This window comes from Isoptericola sp. NPDC056618, assembly GCF_042792715.1.
In the GTDB taxonomy this organism is placed as follows: Bacteria; Actinomycetota; Actinomycetes; order Actinomycetales; family Cellulomonadaceae; genus Isoptericola; species Isoptericola nanjingensis.
This window is the reverse complement of the sequence record NZ_JBHTVZ010000020.1, coordinates 1-17,269: the sequence shown is the minus strand read 5'-3', so window position 1 is coordinate 17,269 and position 17,269 is coordinate 1. Positions and strand designations below refer to the sequence as shown.

16 protein-coding genes are annotated in these 17,269 nt (G+C 74.0%); 7 read left to right on the top strand and 9 right to left on the bottom strand.

The genetic code is table 11. From position 1 onward, the window contains the following. Positions 1 to 19 precede the first annotated feature (19 nt). From ACFQ8T_RS18615 to ACFQ8T_RS18595, 5 genes are all read left to right on the top strand, one after another. On the top strand, positions 20 to 1,588 hold the full coding sequence (locus tag ACFQ8T_RS18615) for an alpha/beta hydrolase family protein (protein ID WP_430547968.1): 1,569 nt from the start codon (positions 20 to 22) through the stop codon (positions 1,586 to 1,588). A gap of 183 nt (positions 1,589 to 1,771) precedes the next feature. After that, a complete protein-coding gene (locus ACFQ8T_RS18610; protein ID WP_430547967.1) occupies positions 1,772 to 3,487 on the top strand; it encodes a hypothetical protein in 1,716 nt (571 codons plus the stop codon). 240 nt (positions 3,488 to 3,727) lie between these two features. Beyond that, a complete protein-coding gene (gene leuA / locus ACFQ8T_RS18605; RefSeq protein WP_430547966.1) occupies positions 3,728 to 5,500 on the top strand; it encodes a 2-isopropylmalate synthase in 1,773 nt (590 codons plus the stop codon). 89 nt (positions 5,501 to 5,589) lie between these two features. Continuing rightward, on the top strand, positions 5,590 to 6,321 hold the full coding sequence (gene recO / locus ACFQ8T_RS18600; protein ID WP_430547965.1) for a DNA repair protein RecO: 732 nt from the start codon (positions 5,590 to 5,592) through the stop codon (positions 6,319 to 6,321). Between the two features lie 43 nt (positions 6,322 to 6,364). Beyond that, entirely contained in the window at positions 6,365 to 7,159 is a 795-nt protein-coding gene (locus ACFQ8T_RS18595) for an isoprenyl transferase (protein WP_430547964.1), read from the top strand. A 65-nt stretch (positions 7,160 to 7,224) separates the two neighbouring features. Here ACFQ8T_RS18595 and ACFQ8T_RS18590 read toward each other — a convergent pair whose 3' ends face one another. The 9 genes from ACFQ8T_RS18590 to ACFQ8T_RS18550 form a co-directional block, all read right to left on the bottom strand. Then, positions 7,225 to 8,280 (bottom strand): iron-siderophore ABC transporter substrate-binding protein, encoded by a 1,056-nt coding sequence (locus ACFQ8T_RS18590; protein ID WP_430547963.1) that lies wholly within the window; start codon positions 8,278 to 8,280, stop codon positions 7,225 to 7,227. Positions 8,281 to 8,343: 63 nt separating this feature from the next. Next, entirely contained in the window at positions 8,344 to 9,234 is an 891-nt protein-coding gene (locus ACFQ8T_RS18585; RefSeq protein WP_430547962.1) for an ABC transporter ATP-binding protein, read from the bottom strand. Next, on the bottom strand, positions 9,231 to 10,304 hold the full coding sequence (locus tag ACFQ8T_RS18580; RefSeq protein WP_430547961.1) for a FecCD family ABC transporter permease: 1,074 nt from the start codon (positions 10,302 to 10,304) through the stop codon (positions 9,231 to 9,233). Before ACFQ8T_RS18580 ends, ACFQ8T_RS18585 begins: the two co-directional genes overlap by 4 nt. A gap of 1 nt (position 10,305) precedes the next feature. Then, positions 10,306 to 11,352 carry a FecCD family ABC transporter permease gene (locus ACFQ8T_RS18575; protein ID WP_430547960.1) on the bottom strand — a complete coding sequence of 349 codons (1,047 nt, stop codon included), beginning with the start codon at positions 11,350 to 11,352 and terminating at the stop codon, positions 10,306 to 10,308. After that, positions 11,349 to 11,903: a DedA family protein gene (locus tag ACFQ8T_RS18570; protein WP_430547959.1), complete on the bottom strand. Its 555-nt coding sequence runs from the start codon at positions 11,901 to 11,903 to the stop codon at positions 11,349 to 11,351. Before ACFQ8T_RS18570 ends, ACFQ8T_RS18575 begins: the two co-directional genes overlap by 4 nt. Positions 11,904 to 11,936: 33 nt before the next feature. Then, entirely contained in the window at positions 11,937 to 12,329 is a 393-nt protein-coding gene (locus tag ACFQ8T_RS18565) for a Fur family transcriptional regulator (protein ID WP_430548025.1), read from the bottom strand. Between the two features lie 41 nt (positions 12,330 to 12,370). Further along, positions 12,371 to 13,294, bottom strand: coding sequence for a metal ABC transporter permease (locus ACFQ8T_RS18560; RefSeq protein ID WP_430548024.1), 924 nt, complete (start codon positions 13,292 to 13,294; stop codon positions 12,371 to 12,373). A gap of 14 nt (positions 13,295 to 13,308) precedes the next feature. Beyond that, positions 13,309 to 14,181: a metal ABC transporter ATP-binding protein gene (locus tag ACFQ8T_RS18555; protein ID WP_430547958.1), complete on the bottom strand. Its 873-nt coding sequence runs from the start codon at positions 14,179 to 14,181 to the stop codon at positions 13,309 to 13,311. After that, a complete protein-coding gene (locus tag ACFQ8T_RS18550; protein WP_430547957.1) occupies positions 14,178 to 15,170 on the bottom strand; it encodes a metal ABC transporter solute-binding protein, Zn/Mn family in 993 nt (330 codons plus the stop codon). The genes ACFQ8T_RS18555 and ACFQ8T_RS18550 overlap by 4 nt, the downstream gene beginning before the upstream one ends. A gap of 99 nt (positions 15,171 to 15,269) precedes the next feature. Between ACFQ8T_RS18550 and ACFQ8T_RS18545 the strand changes: the two genes are divergently transcribed. Both ACFQ8T_RS18545 and ACFQ8T_RS18540 read left to right on the top strand, forming a co-directional pair. Beyond that, entirely contained in the window at positions 15,270 to 15,620 is a 351-nt protein-coding gene (locus ACFQ8T_RS18545; RefSeq protein WP_430547956.1) for a YciI family protein, read from the top strand. A 142-nt stretch (positions 15,621 to 15,762) separates the two neighbouring features. Beyond that, positions 15,763 to 17,154 (top strand): glycine--tRNA ligase, encoded by a 1,392-nt coding sequence (locus ACFQ8T_RS18540; RefSeq protein WP_429764159.1) that lies wholly within the window; start codon positions 15,763 to 15,765, stop codon positions 17,152 to 17,154. Positions 17,155 to 17,269 lie beyond the last annotated feature (115 nt).

Below are 17,269 nucleotides of genomic sequence, written 5' to 3'. Positions count from 1 at the left end.
CGCCGAGTAGCATCGCTGCGTGGTGTTCCGGACTATTGCGACGACAGCGGCGATCCTGGTGGGTCTGGCACTGACCGGGGCCGTGGCCGGTCCGCAGTGGGACCCGGTGCCGGTCACGGACCACCTCGTCCCGGCGACGGACGACACCTCGATCGGCGGCGTCGCCCCCGGCGCGGACATCGGCGAGGTCGGCGAGTTCGAGGTCCGGGAGACGGCCGTGACGATCCCGCTCGACGGCACCGTCGTCGGCGGCCTCCTGCGCCAGCCGCTGGGCGACGACGGCGAGCTGCTGGCCGACCGGCCCGGCGTCGTCTACGTGCACGGCGCCGGCACGGGCAAGTCCACGGAGGCCTTCACCGAGTCGGCCAGCGCACTCGCGAGCGCGGGCGTCGTGACCCTCGTGCCGGACAAGCGCCTGGACACGTACACCACCCGGGACCGCGACTACGTGGCGATGGCCGCGGACTACCAGCACTCGGTCGACCTGCTGCGCACGATCGACGGCGTCGACCCCGAGCAGGTCGGCGTCTACGGCGAGTCGGAGGGCACCTGGATCGTGCCCGTCATGCAGGCGGAGGACCCGACCATCGCGTACACGGTCCTCGTCTCGGCGCCCGTGGTGCCGCCGCGGCAGCAGGCCGCGTTCGCGGTCGACAGCTACCTGCGCAACACCGGCGTGCCCCAGCAGGTGTTCCGCGCCATCCCGCGCGCGGTCGGGATGCAGCTGCCCGGCGGCGGCTTCGAGTACGCCGACTTCGACGTGCGCCCGTGGCTCGAGCAGCAGACCGCCCCGGTCCTCGTGGTCTACGGCACCGCCGACCCGTCGATGCCTGTCGAGCAGGGCGCGCGGCAGGTCATCGCCGACACCGCGGTGAACGGCGACGACGCCCCCGTGACGGTGCGCTACTACGCCGGGGCCAACCACGGGATCAACGTGCCGCTCGACGGCGGGATGCACCTGCATCCCGACTTCGCGCGCGACGTCGCCACCTGGATCCAGGGCATGCCCGGCACGGCCGACGCGCCGCCCCGGGTCGCCGGCGACACGCCCAACCAGCTCTACGTCGCCTCGGCCGTCCCGCAGCCGCGGTGGTGGGGCAACGGGGACATCGTCGTGGGCGCGGTGATCGCGGGTGCCGCCCTGCTGCTGGTCGGCCCCCTGGTGTGGGGCGTCCACGCCCTGGTGCGGCGCGCCCTCCTGCGCCGGTCGTCGGTCGCCGCGCCGCGCCTCGCTCGCGGTCTCCGGTCGTCGCTGCTCGGCCTCGGCGTCGGGTCGGTGGCGACGATGGTCGCGCTCGTCGTGTACCTCCTGGCCGTGGCGCGCCTCGCGCTCGACTACCAGCGCGACGGCCTCGTCGTGCAGGGCGGCTGGATCGTCGTGCGCCTGCTCGGGGTCGCGACCGCCGTCGCGGCCGCCCTGGTGATCCGGCGGGTGGCCGACGCCCGCGCCGAGCGCCGGGCGGGGGCCGACGTCGTCGTCGTGGCACGCGGTTGGCCCGCCGTGCTGACGTTCTGGTGCACCCTGGCCGGGTCGCTCGCCCTCCTGGGCACGCTCGCGTACTGGGGCGTGTACCAGCTCGGCATCTGACCGGGCACCACCGGCAGCCGGGCAGGTCGTGGGGCCGGTGCGTGAGCACGGCGTGCGGGAGTCGCGACGGTGTGACCGACCCGTCCGCGCGGGAGACGACGCAGAGCCCCGGCGTCGGGTAGAAACGGGGGCGGGGGCACGACGACCCGGTCCCCCTCGGAGCCCAGCCCTGGAGACGCACGCATGACCGATCCCGACACCCTCGACGCACCCGAGCAGGAGCGCTCACCGTTCGGCGGTGTGACGGTCCGCGAGCTCGTGCGCGACGTGGTGGCCGCGTTCGCGCTGCTCGTCGCCCTCCCGCTGCCGTGGGACCACGCCCACCGCGGCAGCGACCGGCTCGAGATCGTGCTCGCGACCGTCCTCGCGCTCCTGGCGATCGCCGCCCCCTACCTGCGGCGCGGCGGAGTCGGCCCGTCGTCGTGGGACGTCCTGACCTCGCGGCGCACGGTCGCGCTCGCCTGCGTGCCCTACGCGGTCGTCGCGGTCGTGTACCTGGTGCTGGACGCCCTCGCCCCGGCGGACGCCGCGGGCGGGGTCGGAGCGGGGCTCGCGGTCGGCCTCGCGGGCGCCGCGCTCGCGGCCGCGTCCCGATGGGCGCACGCCCCGGCGGTCGTCGCCGGGGTGGTCGCGCTCGGCACGCTCGCGACCCCGGTCGCGGCGCTCGTGCAGGGCGCTCCGTGGGTCGTGTCCGTCGTCGGCCTCCTCAACGCCCTCGTGGTGCTGGGCGTGCTGTGGTTCACGGTCGGCACGTACCTGCGCTCGGGCGACCTCGCCTCCGGCTACGTGCTCCTGGCCCTGGGCGGCGCCGTCGCGCTCGAGCTCGTGCTCTTCGCCGGGGGCAACGTGGACCCGTGGTTCGAGAGCGTGCACGAGCAGCGGCTCGGCCTCCTGCTCCTGCCGGTGGTCGCGGCGATCACGGCGCGGCGCATCGTCGACGACGCCGCGGCCACGGCCGACGAGCCCGACGACGTCCGCGCGGCGCGTTGGGTGGCCGTCGCGCTGCGGGCCCTGGGCCTCGTCGCGCTGGTCGCCGCGTTCGTCGCCCTCGTCGCGCTGCTGCTGGTCGTGGCGGACGGCGTGAGCGTGGGGCGCGTCCTGAGGCTCGTCGTCGGCGTGCTGATGGTCGGGGTGGCGGTCGCCGCACGGCGCGCGCTCGCGCGCGACCCGCGCGCCGGGCACGCCACCGCCGTCGGCGCCACGTGCGTCGTCGTGGTGCTGGGCCTGGTGATCGTCGTCGCGCGCGCCGGCCTCGGCACCCAGTCCAACGTCGAGGAGCTGCTGGTGGCGTTCGGCCTGCCGGCCGTCGCGCTCGCCGTCCTGCTCGTGCCGCCGTCGGTCCGCGCGCTCGTCGCGTCGGAGCCCGAGACGCCCGAGCCGGCTCCGTCCGGACCGTCGGAGGACGCGCCGTCGGTCGCTGCGTCCGACGCCGTCTCCGAGACCCCGGCCCGGACCCAGGCCGAGACCGCGACGGCGGGCCGCCCCGAGGCCGCCGCGCCGTCGTCCGGCACCGGGGCGTACCCGGTCGCTCCTGCGGCGGAGCCTGCGGGCAGGGCTCCCCAGGCCGCCCCGGTCGCGACACGCCCCGACCCGCGGCCGCTCGACGCCACCCAGCAGATCGCGCCCGTGCGGGCCGCCCAGGCGCCGGACTCCACGCAGGTGCTCCCGCCCGTGCAGGCGGCACCCGCACAGACGGCGCCCGTGCAGGCGCCGGGCTGGTCCGTGGCCCAGGCGATGGACCCGTCGACGCCGCTCGCGGACCTCGCGCGGATCTCGGCGGAGGCACCCCACCTGCGCTCGTACGTGGCCGCGAACCCGTCGACCTACCCGGCGCTGCTGGACTGGCTCGGGGCCCTCGGGGACCCCGCCGTGGACGCCGCGCTGCGCTCCCGGCGCTAGGTCAATACGCTGCGGCAAGGCGGGCGTCCGGTCGGATCCTGGACGCCCCAGGCGACGCCCTGACGAAGGTGTACGGTGGCAGCGTGCAGCGCACGGTGAGCCTTCTCCTTCGGTGCCGCGGCGGGGCCCTCTAAGGCCGGACCCCCGTCGCGGAGGTTGTGGCGCGCCGGCCGACTGGTCATGACCGACGACCCCACCCGGGACGTGGGTCACCGAGCCCCCACCGAAGGACGCGACACCATGCAGAACCATCACCCCCAGGGCATCGCCGGCGCCAACCCCCAGCGCCCCTCCGGGATGCCGTACACGCGCTACCTCCCGTTCCACGAGCAGATCGTCGTCGACCTGCCGGACCGGACCTGGCCCGACAAGCGCATCACGAAGGCCCCCCGCTGGTGCGCCGTCGACCTGCGCGACGGCAACCAGGCGCTGATCGAGCCGATGGACGCCGAGCGCAAGCTCCGCATGTTCGACCTGCTCGTGCAGATGGGCTACAAGGAGATCGAGGTCGGCTTCCCGTCCGCGTCGCAGACGGACTTCGACTTCGTGCGCCAGCTCATCGACACCGGCCGCATCCCCGACGACGTGGTCATCCAGGTGCTGACGCAGTGCCGCGACCACCTCATCGAGCGCACCTACGACGCCATCCGCGGCGCCAAGCAGGCGATCGTGCACATCTACAACTCGACGTCGATCCTGCAGCGCGAGGTCGTCTTCCGCAGCGACATGGACGGCATCGTCGACATCGCCCTGCAGGGCGCGCGCCTGTGCCGCAAGCTCGAGGAGACCATCCCCGAGACGACGGTGTACTACGAGTACTCGCCGGAGTCGTACACCGGGACCGAGCTCGAGTTCGCCGCCCGCATCTGCAACGAGGTGCTGGAGGTGCTGGAGCCCACGGCCGAGCGCCCGGTGATCATCAACCTGCCGGCGACGGTCGAGATGGCCACCCCGAACGTCTACGCCGACTCGATCGAGTGGATGAACCGGAACCTGGCCTTCCGGGAGCACGTCGTGCTGTCGCTGCACCCGCACAACGACCGCGGCACGGCCGTCGCCGCCGCCGAGCTCGGCTACCAGGCCGGCGCCGACCGCATCGAGGGCTGCCTGTTCGGCAACGGTGAGCGCACGGGCAACGTCGACCTGGTGACGCTCGGCATGAACCTGTTCGGCCAGGGCGTCGACCCGCAGATCGACTTCTCCGACATCGACGGCATCCGCCGCACCGTGGAGCACTGCAACCAGATCCCGGTGCACGAGCGGCACCCGTACGTGGGCGACCTGGTCTTCACGGCGTTCTCCGGCTCCCACCAGGACGCGATCAAGAAGGGCTTCGAGCACATGGGCGCCCGCGCGGAGGCGGAGGGCAAGCCGGTCGACGAGCTCACCTGGGGCGTCCCGTACCTGCCGATCGACCCGAAGGACGTGGGCCGGTCGTACGAGGCCGTGATCCGCGTGAACTCGCAGTCCGGCAAGGGCGGCATCGCGTACCTGCTGTCCACCGAGCACTCGCTGGACCTGCCGCGCCGCCTGCAGATCGAGTTCTCCGGCGTGGTGCAGCACTACACCGACACCGAGGGCAGCGAGGTCACCGGCTCCGACATCTGGCGGATGTTCAGCGACGAGTACCTGCCCGTCGAGGAGCACGACGCCCGCGGTCTCGAGCCCTGGGGCCGCCTGCGCCTGCGGGAGACCCGGTCGACGTCGGCCGAGGGCGGCGCGACCGCGCTCGCCGTCGACGTCCTGGACCAGGGCGTCGAGCACACGCTGGAGGGCACCGGCAACGGACCTCTCGCGGCGTTCGTGGACGCGATCTCGAAGGTCGGCGTGGACGTGCGGGTGCTCGACTACGCGGAGCACGCGCTGTCGGAGGGCGGCGACGCCACCGCCGCGGCCTACGTCGAGTGCCAGGTGGGCGACGACGTCCTGTGGGGCGTCGGCATCGACCCGTCCATCACGACGGCGTCGCTCAAGGCGATCGTCTCCGCTGTGAACCGCGCCGCCCGCGGCTGACCCGTCCCGCGAGCTGGCAGGACCGGCGTCGTGTCTCCACGGCGCTGGTCCTGACAGCTTTCGTGGGTGGGGGCTGAGAGAATGAGCCCGTGCCCCTGTACCGAGACGACGCGATCGTGCTGCGCACCCACAAGCTGGGCGAGGCCGACCGGATCGTCACGTTCCTCACCCGCGAGCACGGCAAGGTGCGAGGGGTCGGTCGCGGGGTCCGGCGCACGTCGTCGCGCTTCGGGGCCCGGCTGGAGCCGTTCATGGTCGTGGACGTGCAGCTGCACTCCGGCCGCAACCTCGACACCGTGACGCAGGTCGAGACGATCGGGCCGTACGCCCGCGCGATCTGCGAGGACTACGCGCTGTACACGTCCGGCGCGGCGATGCTCGAGGCCGCCGACCGCCTGGTCGCCGCGGAGCACGAGCCCGCCGTCCAGCAGTACTGGCTGCTCGCCGGCGCGCTCCGGGCGCTCGCCGAGCGCGCCCACGCGCCGGGGCTGGTGCTCGACTCGTACCTGCTGCGCGGGCTCGCCGTGGCCGGCTGGGCGCCGTCGTTCACCGACTGCGCCCGCTGCGGCGAGCCGGGGCCCCACCACGCGTTCTCCGTGGGCCAGGGCGGGGCCGTGTGCTCCCGCTGCCGCCCGCCCGGCTCCACCGCCCCCGCGCCGGAGACGTTTGCGCTGCTCGGCGCCCTGCTCGGCGGGGACTGGGAGACGGCGGACGCCTCCGAGGCGCGCCACCGCACCGAGGCCTCGGGCCTCGTCGCCGCCTACTCCCAGTACTACCTGGAGCGCACGCTGCGCTCGCTGCGCATGATCGAGCGCGCCTGACCCTGCGTGCCTGACCCCGCGCACTGATCGAGAGAGAGGCCTGATGCCCCGTTCGTCCGGCGAGTACGCCGAGCCCTACCCGCACCCCTCGGGCGCGACGCCGCCGAACATCCCGAAGCAGTTCGTGCCGAACCACGTGGCGATCGTCATGGACGGCAACGGCAGGTGGGCCAACGCGCGCGGGCTGCCGCGGGTGGAGGGGCACAAGCAGGGGGAGAAGTCGCTGCTCGACGTCGTGGCCGGCGCGGTGCAGATCGGCGTGAAGCACGTCTCCGCGTACGCGTTCAGCACCGAGAACTGGAAGCGGTCGCCGGACGAGGTCAAGTTCCTCATGAACTTCAACCGCGACGTCATCCGCCGGCGTCGCGACGAGATGTCGTCGTGGGGCGTGCGCATCCGCTGGGCGGGGCGTCGGCCCAGGCTGTGGGGGTCGGTGATCAAGGAGCTGCAGGTCGCCGAGGAGATGACCAAGGAGAACGACCGCTGCACCCTGACGATGTGCGTCAACTACGGCGGGCGGGCGGAGATCGCGGACGCTGCGGCGGCGATCGCCCGTGACGCCGCCGCCGGGAAGCTCAACCCGGCGCGCGTCTCCGAGAAGACGATCCAGAAGTACCTCGACGAGCCGGACCTGCCGGACGTCGACCTGTTCCTGCGCTCGTCGGGGGAGCAGCGCACCTCGAACTTCATGATCTGGCAGGCGGCGTACGCGGAGATGGTCTTCCTGCCGGAGCCGTGGCCCGACGTCGACCGGCGGCACCTCTGGCGCGCGGTGGAGGAGTACGCCCGCCGCGACCGTCGCTACGGCGGTGCCGTCGACACCCCCGACGCCGACTGATCTCAGCACGAACCCCCGCCCGGTCGCGAGGACCGGACGGGGGTTCGTGGATGGCGAGCCGGCGGTCAGTCGCCGAGCACCTCGGCCATGGAGTCGACGAGGGCCGGCAGGCCCTTCTCCCAGTACACCGACAGGGCGGTGGGGGGCGACACGGCCGACACCTCCGCGGTGCCGACGACCTTCACGACCTTCCCGGCCTTGACCGCGGGGATCGCCTGGAGGTCCTTGTTCTCGTCGAAGGCCTGGGCCGCCTCCTCGCTGGCCGAGTAGGAGATGACGAAGTCCGAGTCGAGCTTGTCGAGCTCCTCGTAGGACAGGTCGTAGTAGAAGCTGCCGTTCGACGTGTCGAGCTCCGTGACCGAGGGCGCGTTCTTCACGCCCAGGCCCTCGAGGAACACGGTCCGCGGGTCGTTCGGCGTGTACACGGAGACGATGCCCTTCGTCGGGTCGTCGTAGATCGCCGCGAACGTCTTGCCGTTGAACTCGGGGTGCTCGGCAGCCTTCTCGGCGACGAAGTCGTCGATGTCGCCGAGGATCTGGTCGCCCGCGTCGGTGCGGCCGAGCGCCTGGGCAGTGAGCGTGATCGTGTCCTGCCACGTCGTGGTCCACGGGGCGTCCGGGTAGGCGACGACGGGGGCGATGTCGCTCAGCACGTCGTACTGCTCCTGGGTGAGCCCGGAGTAGGGCGCCACGATGAGGTCGGGCTTCGCCTCGACGAACTCCTCGTAGGGCACCGTCGCGCCGCCCTCGGGGTCGGACAGGACGGCGGGCTTGTCGACGCCCTCCTCGTCGTAGGCGTCCTCGACCCATGGCAGCAGCGCGTCCTCGCCGACGGTGTAGATCTGCTCGGCGACCGCGACCGGGTAGACGCCCGCCGCGATGGCGGCCTCGGTGGAGCCCCAGCCCCAGGTGGCGACGCGCTGCGGCGCCTTCTCGATCACCGTCTCGCCGAGCGCGTGCTCGATCGTGATCGGGAACTCGTCGGTGGGCTCGGACCGGACGTTGCCCGAGGCGGCCGACTGGTCGCTCTCCGGGGCGTCGTCGGACGCGCAGCCGGCGAGGGTCAGGGCGGCCGTCGCCGCGAGGGCGGCGGCAGCGGTGAGAGGTCGGCGAAGACGCACGGGTTCTCCTCGGTGTGCTCGCGCCGGCGGCGCGAGAGGAACAGTAGGTGAGGCGAGCCTAACCTATCCCGGGGTGCCGTCGTGCGTCCGTCCGAGGGGGACGACGAGTGGTGTTCCCGACACCGGGTCCGGCACGACCTGCGCCCGCAGACCGAACGCCGCACGCACCGAGGCGGCGGTGAGGACGTCGCCGGGGCGCCCCTCGGCCACGACCTGCCCGGCGCTCATCACCACGAGGTGGTCGGCGTACCGGGCGGCGAGGTTGAGCTCGTGCAGCACCATGACGACCGTGGTGCCGCGGGTGCGGTTCAGCTCGGTCAGCAGGTCGAGCAGATCCACCTGGTGGGCGAGGTCGAGGTAGGTCGTGGGCTCGTCGAGCAGCACGACGTCGGTCTCCTGCGCCAGCACCATCGCGATCCACACGCGCTGGCGCTGGCCCCCCGACAGCTCGGCGACGGGCCGGTCGGCGAGGTCGGCGACCCCGGTGGCCTCGAGGGCGCGCAGCACCGCGCCGTCGTCGGTGGAGCTGTGCCGGCCGAACCAGCCCTGGTGGGGGTACCGGCCGCGGCCCACGAGCTCCGCGACGCGGACGCCGTCCGGAGCGATCGACGACTGCGGCAGCACGCCGACCCGCTTCGCCAGCTCCTTGCGCGACAGCCCGCCGACGTCCTCGCCCCCCAGCGTCACGCGGCCGCCGTCGAGCGGGTGCAGCCGGGCCAGGCCGCGCAGCAGCGTCGACTTTCCGCAGGCGTTGGGACCCACGATCGCCGTCACGCGGCCGGCGGGGAGCTCCAGGTCGAGACCGTCGATCACGCGGCGCCCGTCGTAGCCGAGGCTCACGCCGTGGGCGCGCAGCGTGACGTCCCGAGCCGCCGTCCCCGTCGTGCCGAGGGACGGGCCCGGCGTCGCGTCGGGACGCGCGGGCGGCGCGGGGTGCCGGTGCACGTCGGTCATGCGAGCCTCTTCCTTCGGTCGGTGGCCAGGAGCCACAGCAGGTAGGGGGCGCCGATGAGGCCGGTCACGATGCCTGTGGGCGCCTCGAGTCCGAACAGCAGGTGCTGGCCCACGACGTCGGCCGCGAGCACGAGGACGGCGCCCGTGAGCACCGAGACGGCGAGCGCGGCCCCGCCGTCGGACAGCAGGCGGCGCGCGATCGCGGGGGCCACGAGGGCCACGAAGGCGAGCGGGCCGACGAACGACGTCGCGACCCCCACCAGGCCGACGGCCAGCAGCAGCGACGTCACGCGGGCGGCGTCGACAGGGACGCCGAGGGCGCGCGCGTTGTCGTCGCCGAGCGCGAGCGGTCCCTGCCACCGCGAGACGGCGGCGATCCCGGCGCCGAGCACCAGGGCGGCCGCGGCGAACGTCACGAGGTCCGCGCCGCGCACGTCGGCCACGCTCCCGACCGTCCACACGAGCGCGGACTGGGCGGCGCGGATCTCGACGCTCGCCAGCAGCCAGGCGAGCAGCGACGAGCACAGGTAGGCGAAGCCGACGCCCACCAGGACGAAGCGGATCGAGTGCAGGCCCTGGCGCCATGCGAACAGCCAGATGGCGAGCGCGACGAGCAGGGCGCCGACGAACGCCGCCCCGGACACGGCGAGCCCGGTGAGGCCGAGGACGAGCATCGCCGTGACGGCCCCGAGGCTGGCGCCGCTCGCGATGCCGAGGATGTCGGGGCTGGCCAGCGGGTTGCGCAGCGTCGTCTGGAACATGGCGCCCGCCAGCCCGAAGGACGCGCCCGCGAGGACCGCCGTCTCGATGCGGGGCAGCCGCAGGCGCTGCACGACGAACAGGTCGCCGTCCGAGCCGACGCCGAACAGCGCCGCCAGGGCGCGGCCGGGCGCGAGCGAGGCCTCACCGAGCGTCAGGGCGAGGGTCGCGAACGCCACGAGCAGGACGAGGAGCGACGCGACCACGAGGGTGAGCCGCCGCCGGCGACGGCGGCGCAGCGCGACGACGGGGTCGGCGGGGGCGTCGGGGGCGTCGTGGTCCGCGGAGCGGGCGGCGAGCTCGGCGGTCATCTCACACCCCTGCCACGGTCCGGCCGCGGGCCACGGCCACGAGCACGGGGGCGCCGATCGCGGCGGCGACGACGCCGGCCTCGAGCTCGGAGTGCGGCAGCACGAGCCGCCCGATGACGTCGGCCCCCAGCAGCATGACGGGGCCGAGGACGGCCGTCAGCGGCACGATCCAGCGGTAGTCCGTGCCGACCAGGCGGCGGGCGGCGTGCGGCACCGCCAGCCCGACGAGGGCGATCGGACCGGCCAGCGCCGTCGCCGTGCCGGCGAGCAGGATGACGGCGACCGCCGTGAGGCCGCGGGTCACCCCGACGCGCTGACCGAGCGCGGAGGCGACGTCGTCGCCGAGCGCGAGCATGGAGAGCCGGTGCGCGAGCGCCCCCGCGAGCACGATGCCGACGACGACGAAGGGCCACAGGACCGACAGCGTCTCGGTGCCGCGCCCCGTGAGGGAGCCCACCGCCCAGAAGCGGTACATGTTGAAGGCCTCGGGGTCGCGCAGCAGCACCAGGGTGATCAGGGGCGTGATGAGCGCGGTGACGGTCGCGCCGACGAGAGCGAGCTTGACCGGCTGCCCGGCGCCGATGGAGAAGACCAGCAGCGCGGCGGCGGCGGTGCCCGCGAACGCGAACCAGACGAACCCGAGCGGGGACGCCACGCCCAGCATCGACACGGCGATCACGACGGCGAGCGACGCCCCCGAGTTGAGGCCGAGCAGGCCCGGGTCAGCGATGGGGTTGCGCGTGACGCCCTGCACGAGGGTGCCCGCGATGCCGAGCGCCGCGCCGGCGGCGAGCCCGATCAGCGTCCGTGGTACGCGTTGGTCCCGCACGACGTCGTGGTCGACGTTCCCCGCGACCGGGTGGGTGAGCGCCTGCCAGACGGTCGCGACGTCGATGTCGCGCACGCCCAGCGCGAGGCTCGCCAGCACGACGAGGGCGAGCACCACGAGGGCGGCCACGATCAGCAGCAGACGGCCGCGGGCTCGGCGGGCGACGAGAGCCGACGCGGGCCGGGCGGCGGGGGTGACGGCAGCGGTCGTCGCGCTCACGACGCGTCCTCGGTCGCGGGGGCGACCGTCTGGTCGGCGGCGCTCCGACGGGTCAGCCGGTAGACCGCCCAGGAGACCAGGGCCACCGCGCCGAGGCCGACCGCGACGAGCGTGACGGGGTGGCGCAGGCCCACGGCGATCGCCGCGTTGACAGCGGCGGTGCCGATCGTCGTCCAGATGCCGGCCCACACGGCGCAGCCGGCGAGCAGGGCCGCGAGGTAGCGCCCGAAGGGCATGCGGAGGTAGCCCGCGGCGAGGTTGACGAGGGTCTGCACCCCGACCGTGAAGAACGACAGGGTCACCGCGGGCGGGCCCCAGCGGTTCACGCGCTCGATGACGGCCGCCGCGCCCGGGCGGGCCAGCGCGTCCGCGACCCGCCCGCGGGCCGTGCCGCGGGCCACGCCGCGCCCGGCCCAGTAGGTGGCCTGCGCGCGGACGAGCACGATCCCGAACGCCGCCGCGTACACGACCCAGAACGGCACCCCGGCGATCGTGAAGACGCCGGTGGCTTCCTCGGCGGCCGCGGCGAGCGCGGGAGCGGTCAGGTGCACGGGAACATTGTGCCCGACTGAGGTATGGCTGTCCTAATTCGACCGGTCGTCCGGCGCCCGGCAGGTGGAGCAGGTGCCCCACAGCTCCACGGTGTGCTCGATGTCGGCGAAGCCGTGCGCAGCGCCGACCGACGCGGCCCACTGCTCGACCGTCGGTCCGTCGATCTCGACCGCGCGGCCGCACGACCGGCACACCAGGTGGTGGTGGTGCTCGCGGCGGGCGCAGCGGCGGTACAGGCTCTCGCCGTCCTCGCTGCGCAGGACGTCGACGTCGCCGCCGTCGGCCAGGGCCTGCAGCGTCCGGTAGACGGTGGCGAGCCCGACGGCGTCACCGCGGGCGCGCAGCAGCTCGTGCAGCTGCTGCGCGCTGCGGAACTCGTCGGTGTCGCCGAGGGCGTCCGCGACGGCCGCCCGCTGCCGCGTCATCCGCGGCGGCGCGGCGGTGCGGACGGTCGGGGTCGTGTCGTTCACGGCGTGCACTCCTCCTGAGGGGCGGCCCGGCCGGCTCCGGCCGGGGAGACGGTGACGTCGTCGGGGATGTCGGGGTGCGGGTCGACGGGGGCCTGGCGCCGGGCGAGGACCGGGTGCAGCGCCGCGACCACCGCGTAGACGCCGATCGCCAGCACGACGATGAGCGCGCCGGGCGAGACGTTGTGCCAGTAGGTGATGGACAGCCCGGTCACGCACACGGCCACGCCGACGACGGACGCGACCAGCATCGTGCGGCGGAACGACCGGGTCACGAGCTGGCCGATCGCGACCGGCACGATCATCAGCGCCGAGACGAGCAGCAGCCCGACGACCCGCATCGCGACGGTCACGGTCAGCGCGGCGAGGACGGCCACCGCCATGTTCAGGGCCCAGACGGGCAGCCCCGAGGACTGGGCGAACTCCTCGTCGTGGCTCACCGAGAACAGGGCCGCACGCAGCCCGAGGCCGATGAGCAGGATGAGGCCGCACAGGGCCACGGTGACCCAGACGTCGGACAGCGTGACCGACGAGATGGAGCCGAACAGGTACGCCATGAGGCTGCCGGACGAGCCGCCGGCGAGGCCGATGAGCAGCACGCCGCCCGCGATGCCGCCGTAGAACAGGATGGCGAGCGCCAGGTCGCCCGACGTGCGGCCGCGGCGGCGCACCACCTCGATGAGGACGGAGCCCGCGACGGCGGCGACCACCGCGCCGGGGACGGCGAGGACGTCGTCGGGCACCAGGCCCATCGCCGCGCCGACCAGCCATCCGAGCGCGACGCCGGTGAGCGCGACGTGCCCGATGCCGTCGCCCAGCAGGGCGAGGCGCTTCTGCACCAGGTAGGTGCCGACGACGGGCGCACTGACGCCGACCAGCAGGGCCGCGACGAGCGCGCGCTGCATGAACGGGTCGGTGACCATCTCCCACAGGCCGCTCACGGTGCCACCTCGTCCTCGGTGTCGTCGGGCCGGTCGAAGGGCCCCTCCGCCAGGCGCACGTTCTCGGGGTGCTGCACGGTGCGGGGGTGCGCGTGCGGGTGCACGTGGTCGTGGGCCTCGCCGCCGTGGCCGGGCTGCGGCGTCGGCGGGGCGCCGTCGTGCACCACGCGGCCGTGCCGCAGCACGACGCAGCGCTGCACGAGCGGCGCGAGCTCGCCGAGCTCGTGCAGGACGACCAGCACGGTCATGCCGTCGGCCACGAGCCTCGTCATGGTGGCGGCGAAGGCCTCCTGGCTGGGCCGGTCGACGCCCGCGACGGGCTCGTCGAGCACGAGCAGCTCGGGCTTGCGGACCAGCGCGCGGGCGATGAGCACGCGCTGCTGCTGGCCGCCGGAGAGCTGGTGCGTGGCGTAGCGGGCGCGGTCGGCGAGGCCGACCAGGTCGAGGGCCTCGTGCACCTGGGCGCGCCAGCCGCGCGGCAGCCGCAGGCGCCGGCCGTGCAGCAGGCCCGAGGCCACGACCTCCGCGGCCGTGGACGGGACGCCGGCGGCCGCGCTGACCCGCTGCGGGACGTACCCGACGCGGGACCAGGGCACGTCGTCGCCGAGCGCGTGGCCGAAGAGGTGCACGCTGCCCGCCGTCGTCGGCAGGACGCCGACCAGGGTGCGCACCAGCGTCGACTTGCCGGAGCCGTTCGCCCCCAGCAGGGCGACGACCTCGCCGCGCCGGACCGTGAGGTCCACGCCGCGCAGCACCGGGCTGGCGCCGAGGCGCACGTGCACGTCGCGGGCCTCGATCGCGGGGACGGCGGCGTCGCGCGGCGGCGGGGGAGTCGCGGCGCCCGGGGAATCGGTGGCGAGCGTGGTCATGAGCACTGCAGCCCTTCGGTGAGCGCGGCCAGGTTGTCCTGCATGACCGAGACGTAGTCGTCCCCGGCCTCGGCCGCGTCCTTCGACATCCCCTCGAGCGGGTCGAGGACGGCGGTCGTGACGCCGATGTCGTTCGCCAGCGTCTCGGCCACCTTGGGGCTGGTCAGCGTCTCGGTGAAGATCGTGCTGACGTCGTTCTCCTCGACGATGGCACCGACCTCGCGCAGGCGCGCGGGGGAGGGCTCCGCCTCCGGGTCGAGGCCGACGATGCCCACCTGCTGCAGGTCGTAGCGCTCCGCGAGGTAGCCGAACGCCTCGTGCGACGTGACGAGCGTGCGCGACGCGCACTCCTGCAGGCCGGCCTCGAACTCGCCGTCCAGGTCCTTGAGCGACGTCTCCAGGGCGCGGGCGTTCTCGGCGTACGTGGCGGCGTGCTCCGGGTCCGCCTCGCCGAGCGACGCGGCGACGGCGTGGCCGACGTCGATCACCCGCGTCGGGTCGAGCCAGAAGTGCGGGTCCATGGCGCCCTCGGCGGCGTGGTCGTGCCCGTCGCCGCCCTCGTCGGCGTGCTCGTCCAGCTCCTCCTCGAGATGGTCGGCCGCGGCGTCCTCGTCGGTCGGCGTGCCAGGGTGGTTCTCGAGCGTCACGACGTCGCTGGTGTCGACGACGTGCTCCGGCGCCTGCGTCTCGACGGCCTCGTCGACCGCCGTCTGGAAGCCGGAGGAGTACACGACGAGGTCCGCCGTGCCGATCTCCCGCACCTGGGCGGGCGAGAGCTCGAGGTCGTGCGGCTCCGCGGCGGGCGGGGTGAGGTTGGAGACCGTGACGAGGTCGCCGCCCACCTGCTCGGCCACGTACTGCAGCGGGTAGAACGACGCCAGCACCTCGAGCGTGCCGTCGGCGGCGCCGTCGTCGGTGGAGCAGCCCGCGAGCACGGCGGGCAGGGCGAGGACGGGCAGGGCGGCGAGAGCCGCGCGTCGGCGAAGCATGAGAACGATTCTCAGGAAGTTGAGAACGGTTGTCAACTCGAGGTCGCGCCGTACCCTGACGGCAGGGGCCGCGCCGAGGCGGCCGGGGCGGGGGACCTGATGCGGTTCGACGAGCTGGTGCTGGTCCGGCTGGTGCGCCCGGACGACTGGGCGCCGCTGCCCGCGGACGAGGAGCTGCAGGTGCAGGACGCCCACCTGGCCGCCGTCGCCGACCTGCACGCGCTCGGCCTGCTGCTCGCGGCGGGACCGGCCGACGGGGCCGACGAGCGGGTGCGCGGGTTCGCGGTCATGACGTGCGGCGCCGAGGAGGCGAGGGAGGTGTGGGCCCGGGACCCGGGGGTGCTCGCGGGCCGGTTCGTGGCCGAGTGCACCGCGTGGCTGGTGCCGGCCGGGATGGTCGCCGCCGGTCCGGGTGCGCCGCCGCGCTCCGTGGACGAGGCGGGGGCCTGAGACCTGCCCGGGGTCGGCGAGCGGCCCCGGTAGGCTGGGGCCACCGCAGCCGGTCGACGTCGGGCCCCGACGTGCCGACCGGGCGGCGTTCCCCGCACCGGCCCCACGAGCCACGTGGCGGCCCGACACCCAGGAGTGATCCGTGGCAGCACCGTCCCCCAGCGCCAAGCTCGACGCCGTCGTCTCCCTCGCCAAGCGGCGAGGTTTCGTGTTCCAGTCCGGCGAGATCTACGGCGGCACGCGCTCCGCGTGGGACTACGGACCCCTCGGCGTGGAGCTGAAGGAGAACATCAAGCAGCAGTGGTGGCGCGCGATGACGCGCCGCGACGACGTCGTGGGCCTCGACTCCGCCGTCATCCTGCCCACCCCGGTGTGGCACGCGTCCGGCCACCTCGGCGCGTTCAACGACCCGCTGACCGAGTGCCTCTCGTGCCACAAGCGGTTCCGCGAGGACCACATGATCGAGGAGTTCGAGGAGAAGAAGGGCCGCGCCCCCGAGGGCGGCCTCGCCGAGATCGCCTGCCCGAACTGCGGCACCCGCGGTCAGTGGACCGAGCCCCGCGACTTCAACATGATGCTCAAGACGTACCTCGGCCCCGTCGAGGACGAGTCCGGCGTGCACTACCTGCGCCCGGAGACGGCGCAGGGCATCTTCGTGAACTTCTCCAACGTGGCCGCGGCGTCGCGCAAGAAGCCGCCGTTCGGCATCGCGCAGATCGGCAAGTCGTTCCGCAACGAGATCACGCCGGGCAACTTCATCTTCCGCACGCGCGAGTTCGAGCAGATGGAGATGGAGTTCTTCGTCGCGCCGGGCACCGACGCAGAGTGGCACCAGTACTGGATCGACACGCGCATGTCCTGGTACACGGACCTGGGCATCGACCCGGAGAACCTGCGTCTGTACGAGCACCCGGCCGAGAAGCTCTCGCACTACTCCACCCGAACGGTGGACATCGAGTACCGCTTCGGCTTCACCGGCAGCGAGTGGGGCGAGCTCGAGGGCATCGCGAACCGCACCGACTTCGACCTCAAGACCCACTCGGAGCACTCCGGCAAGGACCTGTCGTTCTTCGACCAGTCCACGAACGAGCGTTGGCTGCCGTACGTCATCGAGCCGGCCGCGGGCCTGACCCGTTCCCTCATGGCGTTCCTCGTCGAGGCGTACGCCGAGGACGAGGCGCCCAACACCAAGGGCGGCGTCGACAAGCGCACCGTGCTGCGCCTCGACCCGCGCCTCGCGCCCGTCAAGGCCGCCGTCCTGCCGCTGAGCCGCAACGAGGCCCTGTCGCCCAAGGCCCGCGACCTCGCCGCGGAGCTGCGCCAGAACTGGAACGTCGACTTCGACGACGCCGGCGCCATCGGCCGCCGCTACCGCCGCCAGGACGAGATCGGCACGCCGTTCTGCGTCACCGTCGACTTCGACACCCTCGACGACGACGCCGTGACGATCCGCCACCGCGACACCATGGCGCAGGAGCGCGTGGCGCTCGCCAAGGTCACCGCGTACCTCGCGGAGCACCTCGCCGCGTTCTGACGGGAGCCCGCCCGAACGTCCGAAGGGGCTCGGGTCCGCCGCCGCGGGCCCGCGGCCCGTCGTGGGGCCCCCCGACGCGGCGGGCGCCGGTGCGGCGTCGCCCCACCCGCCCCAG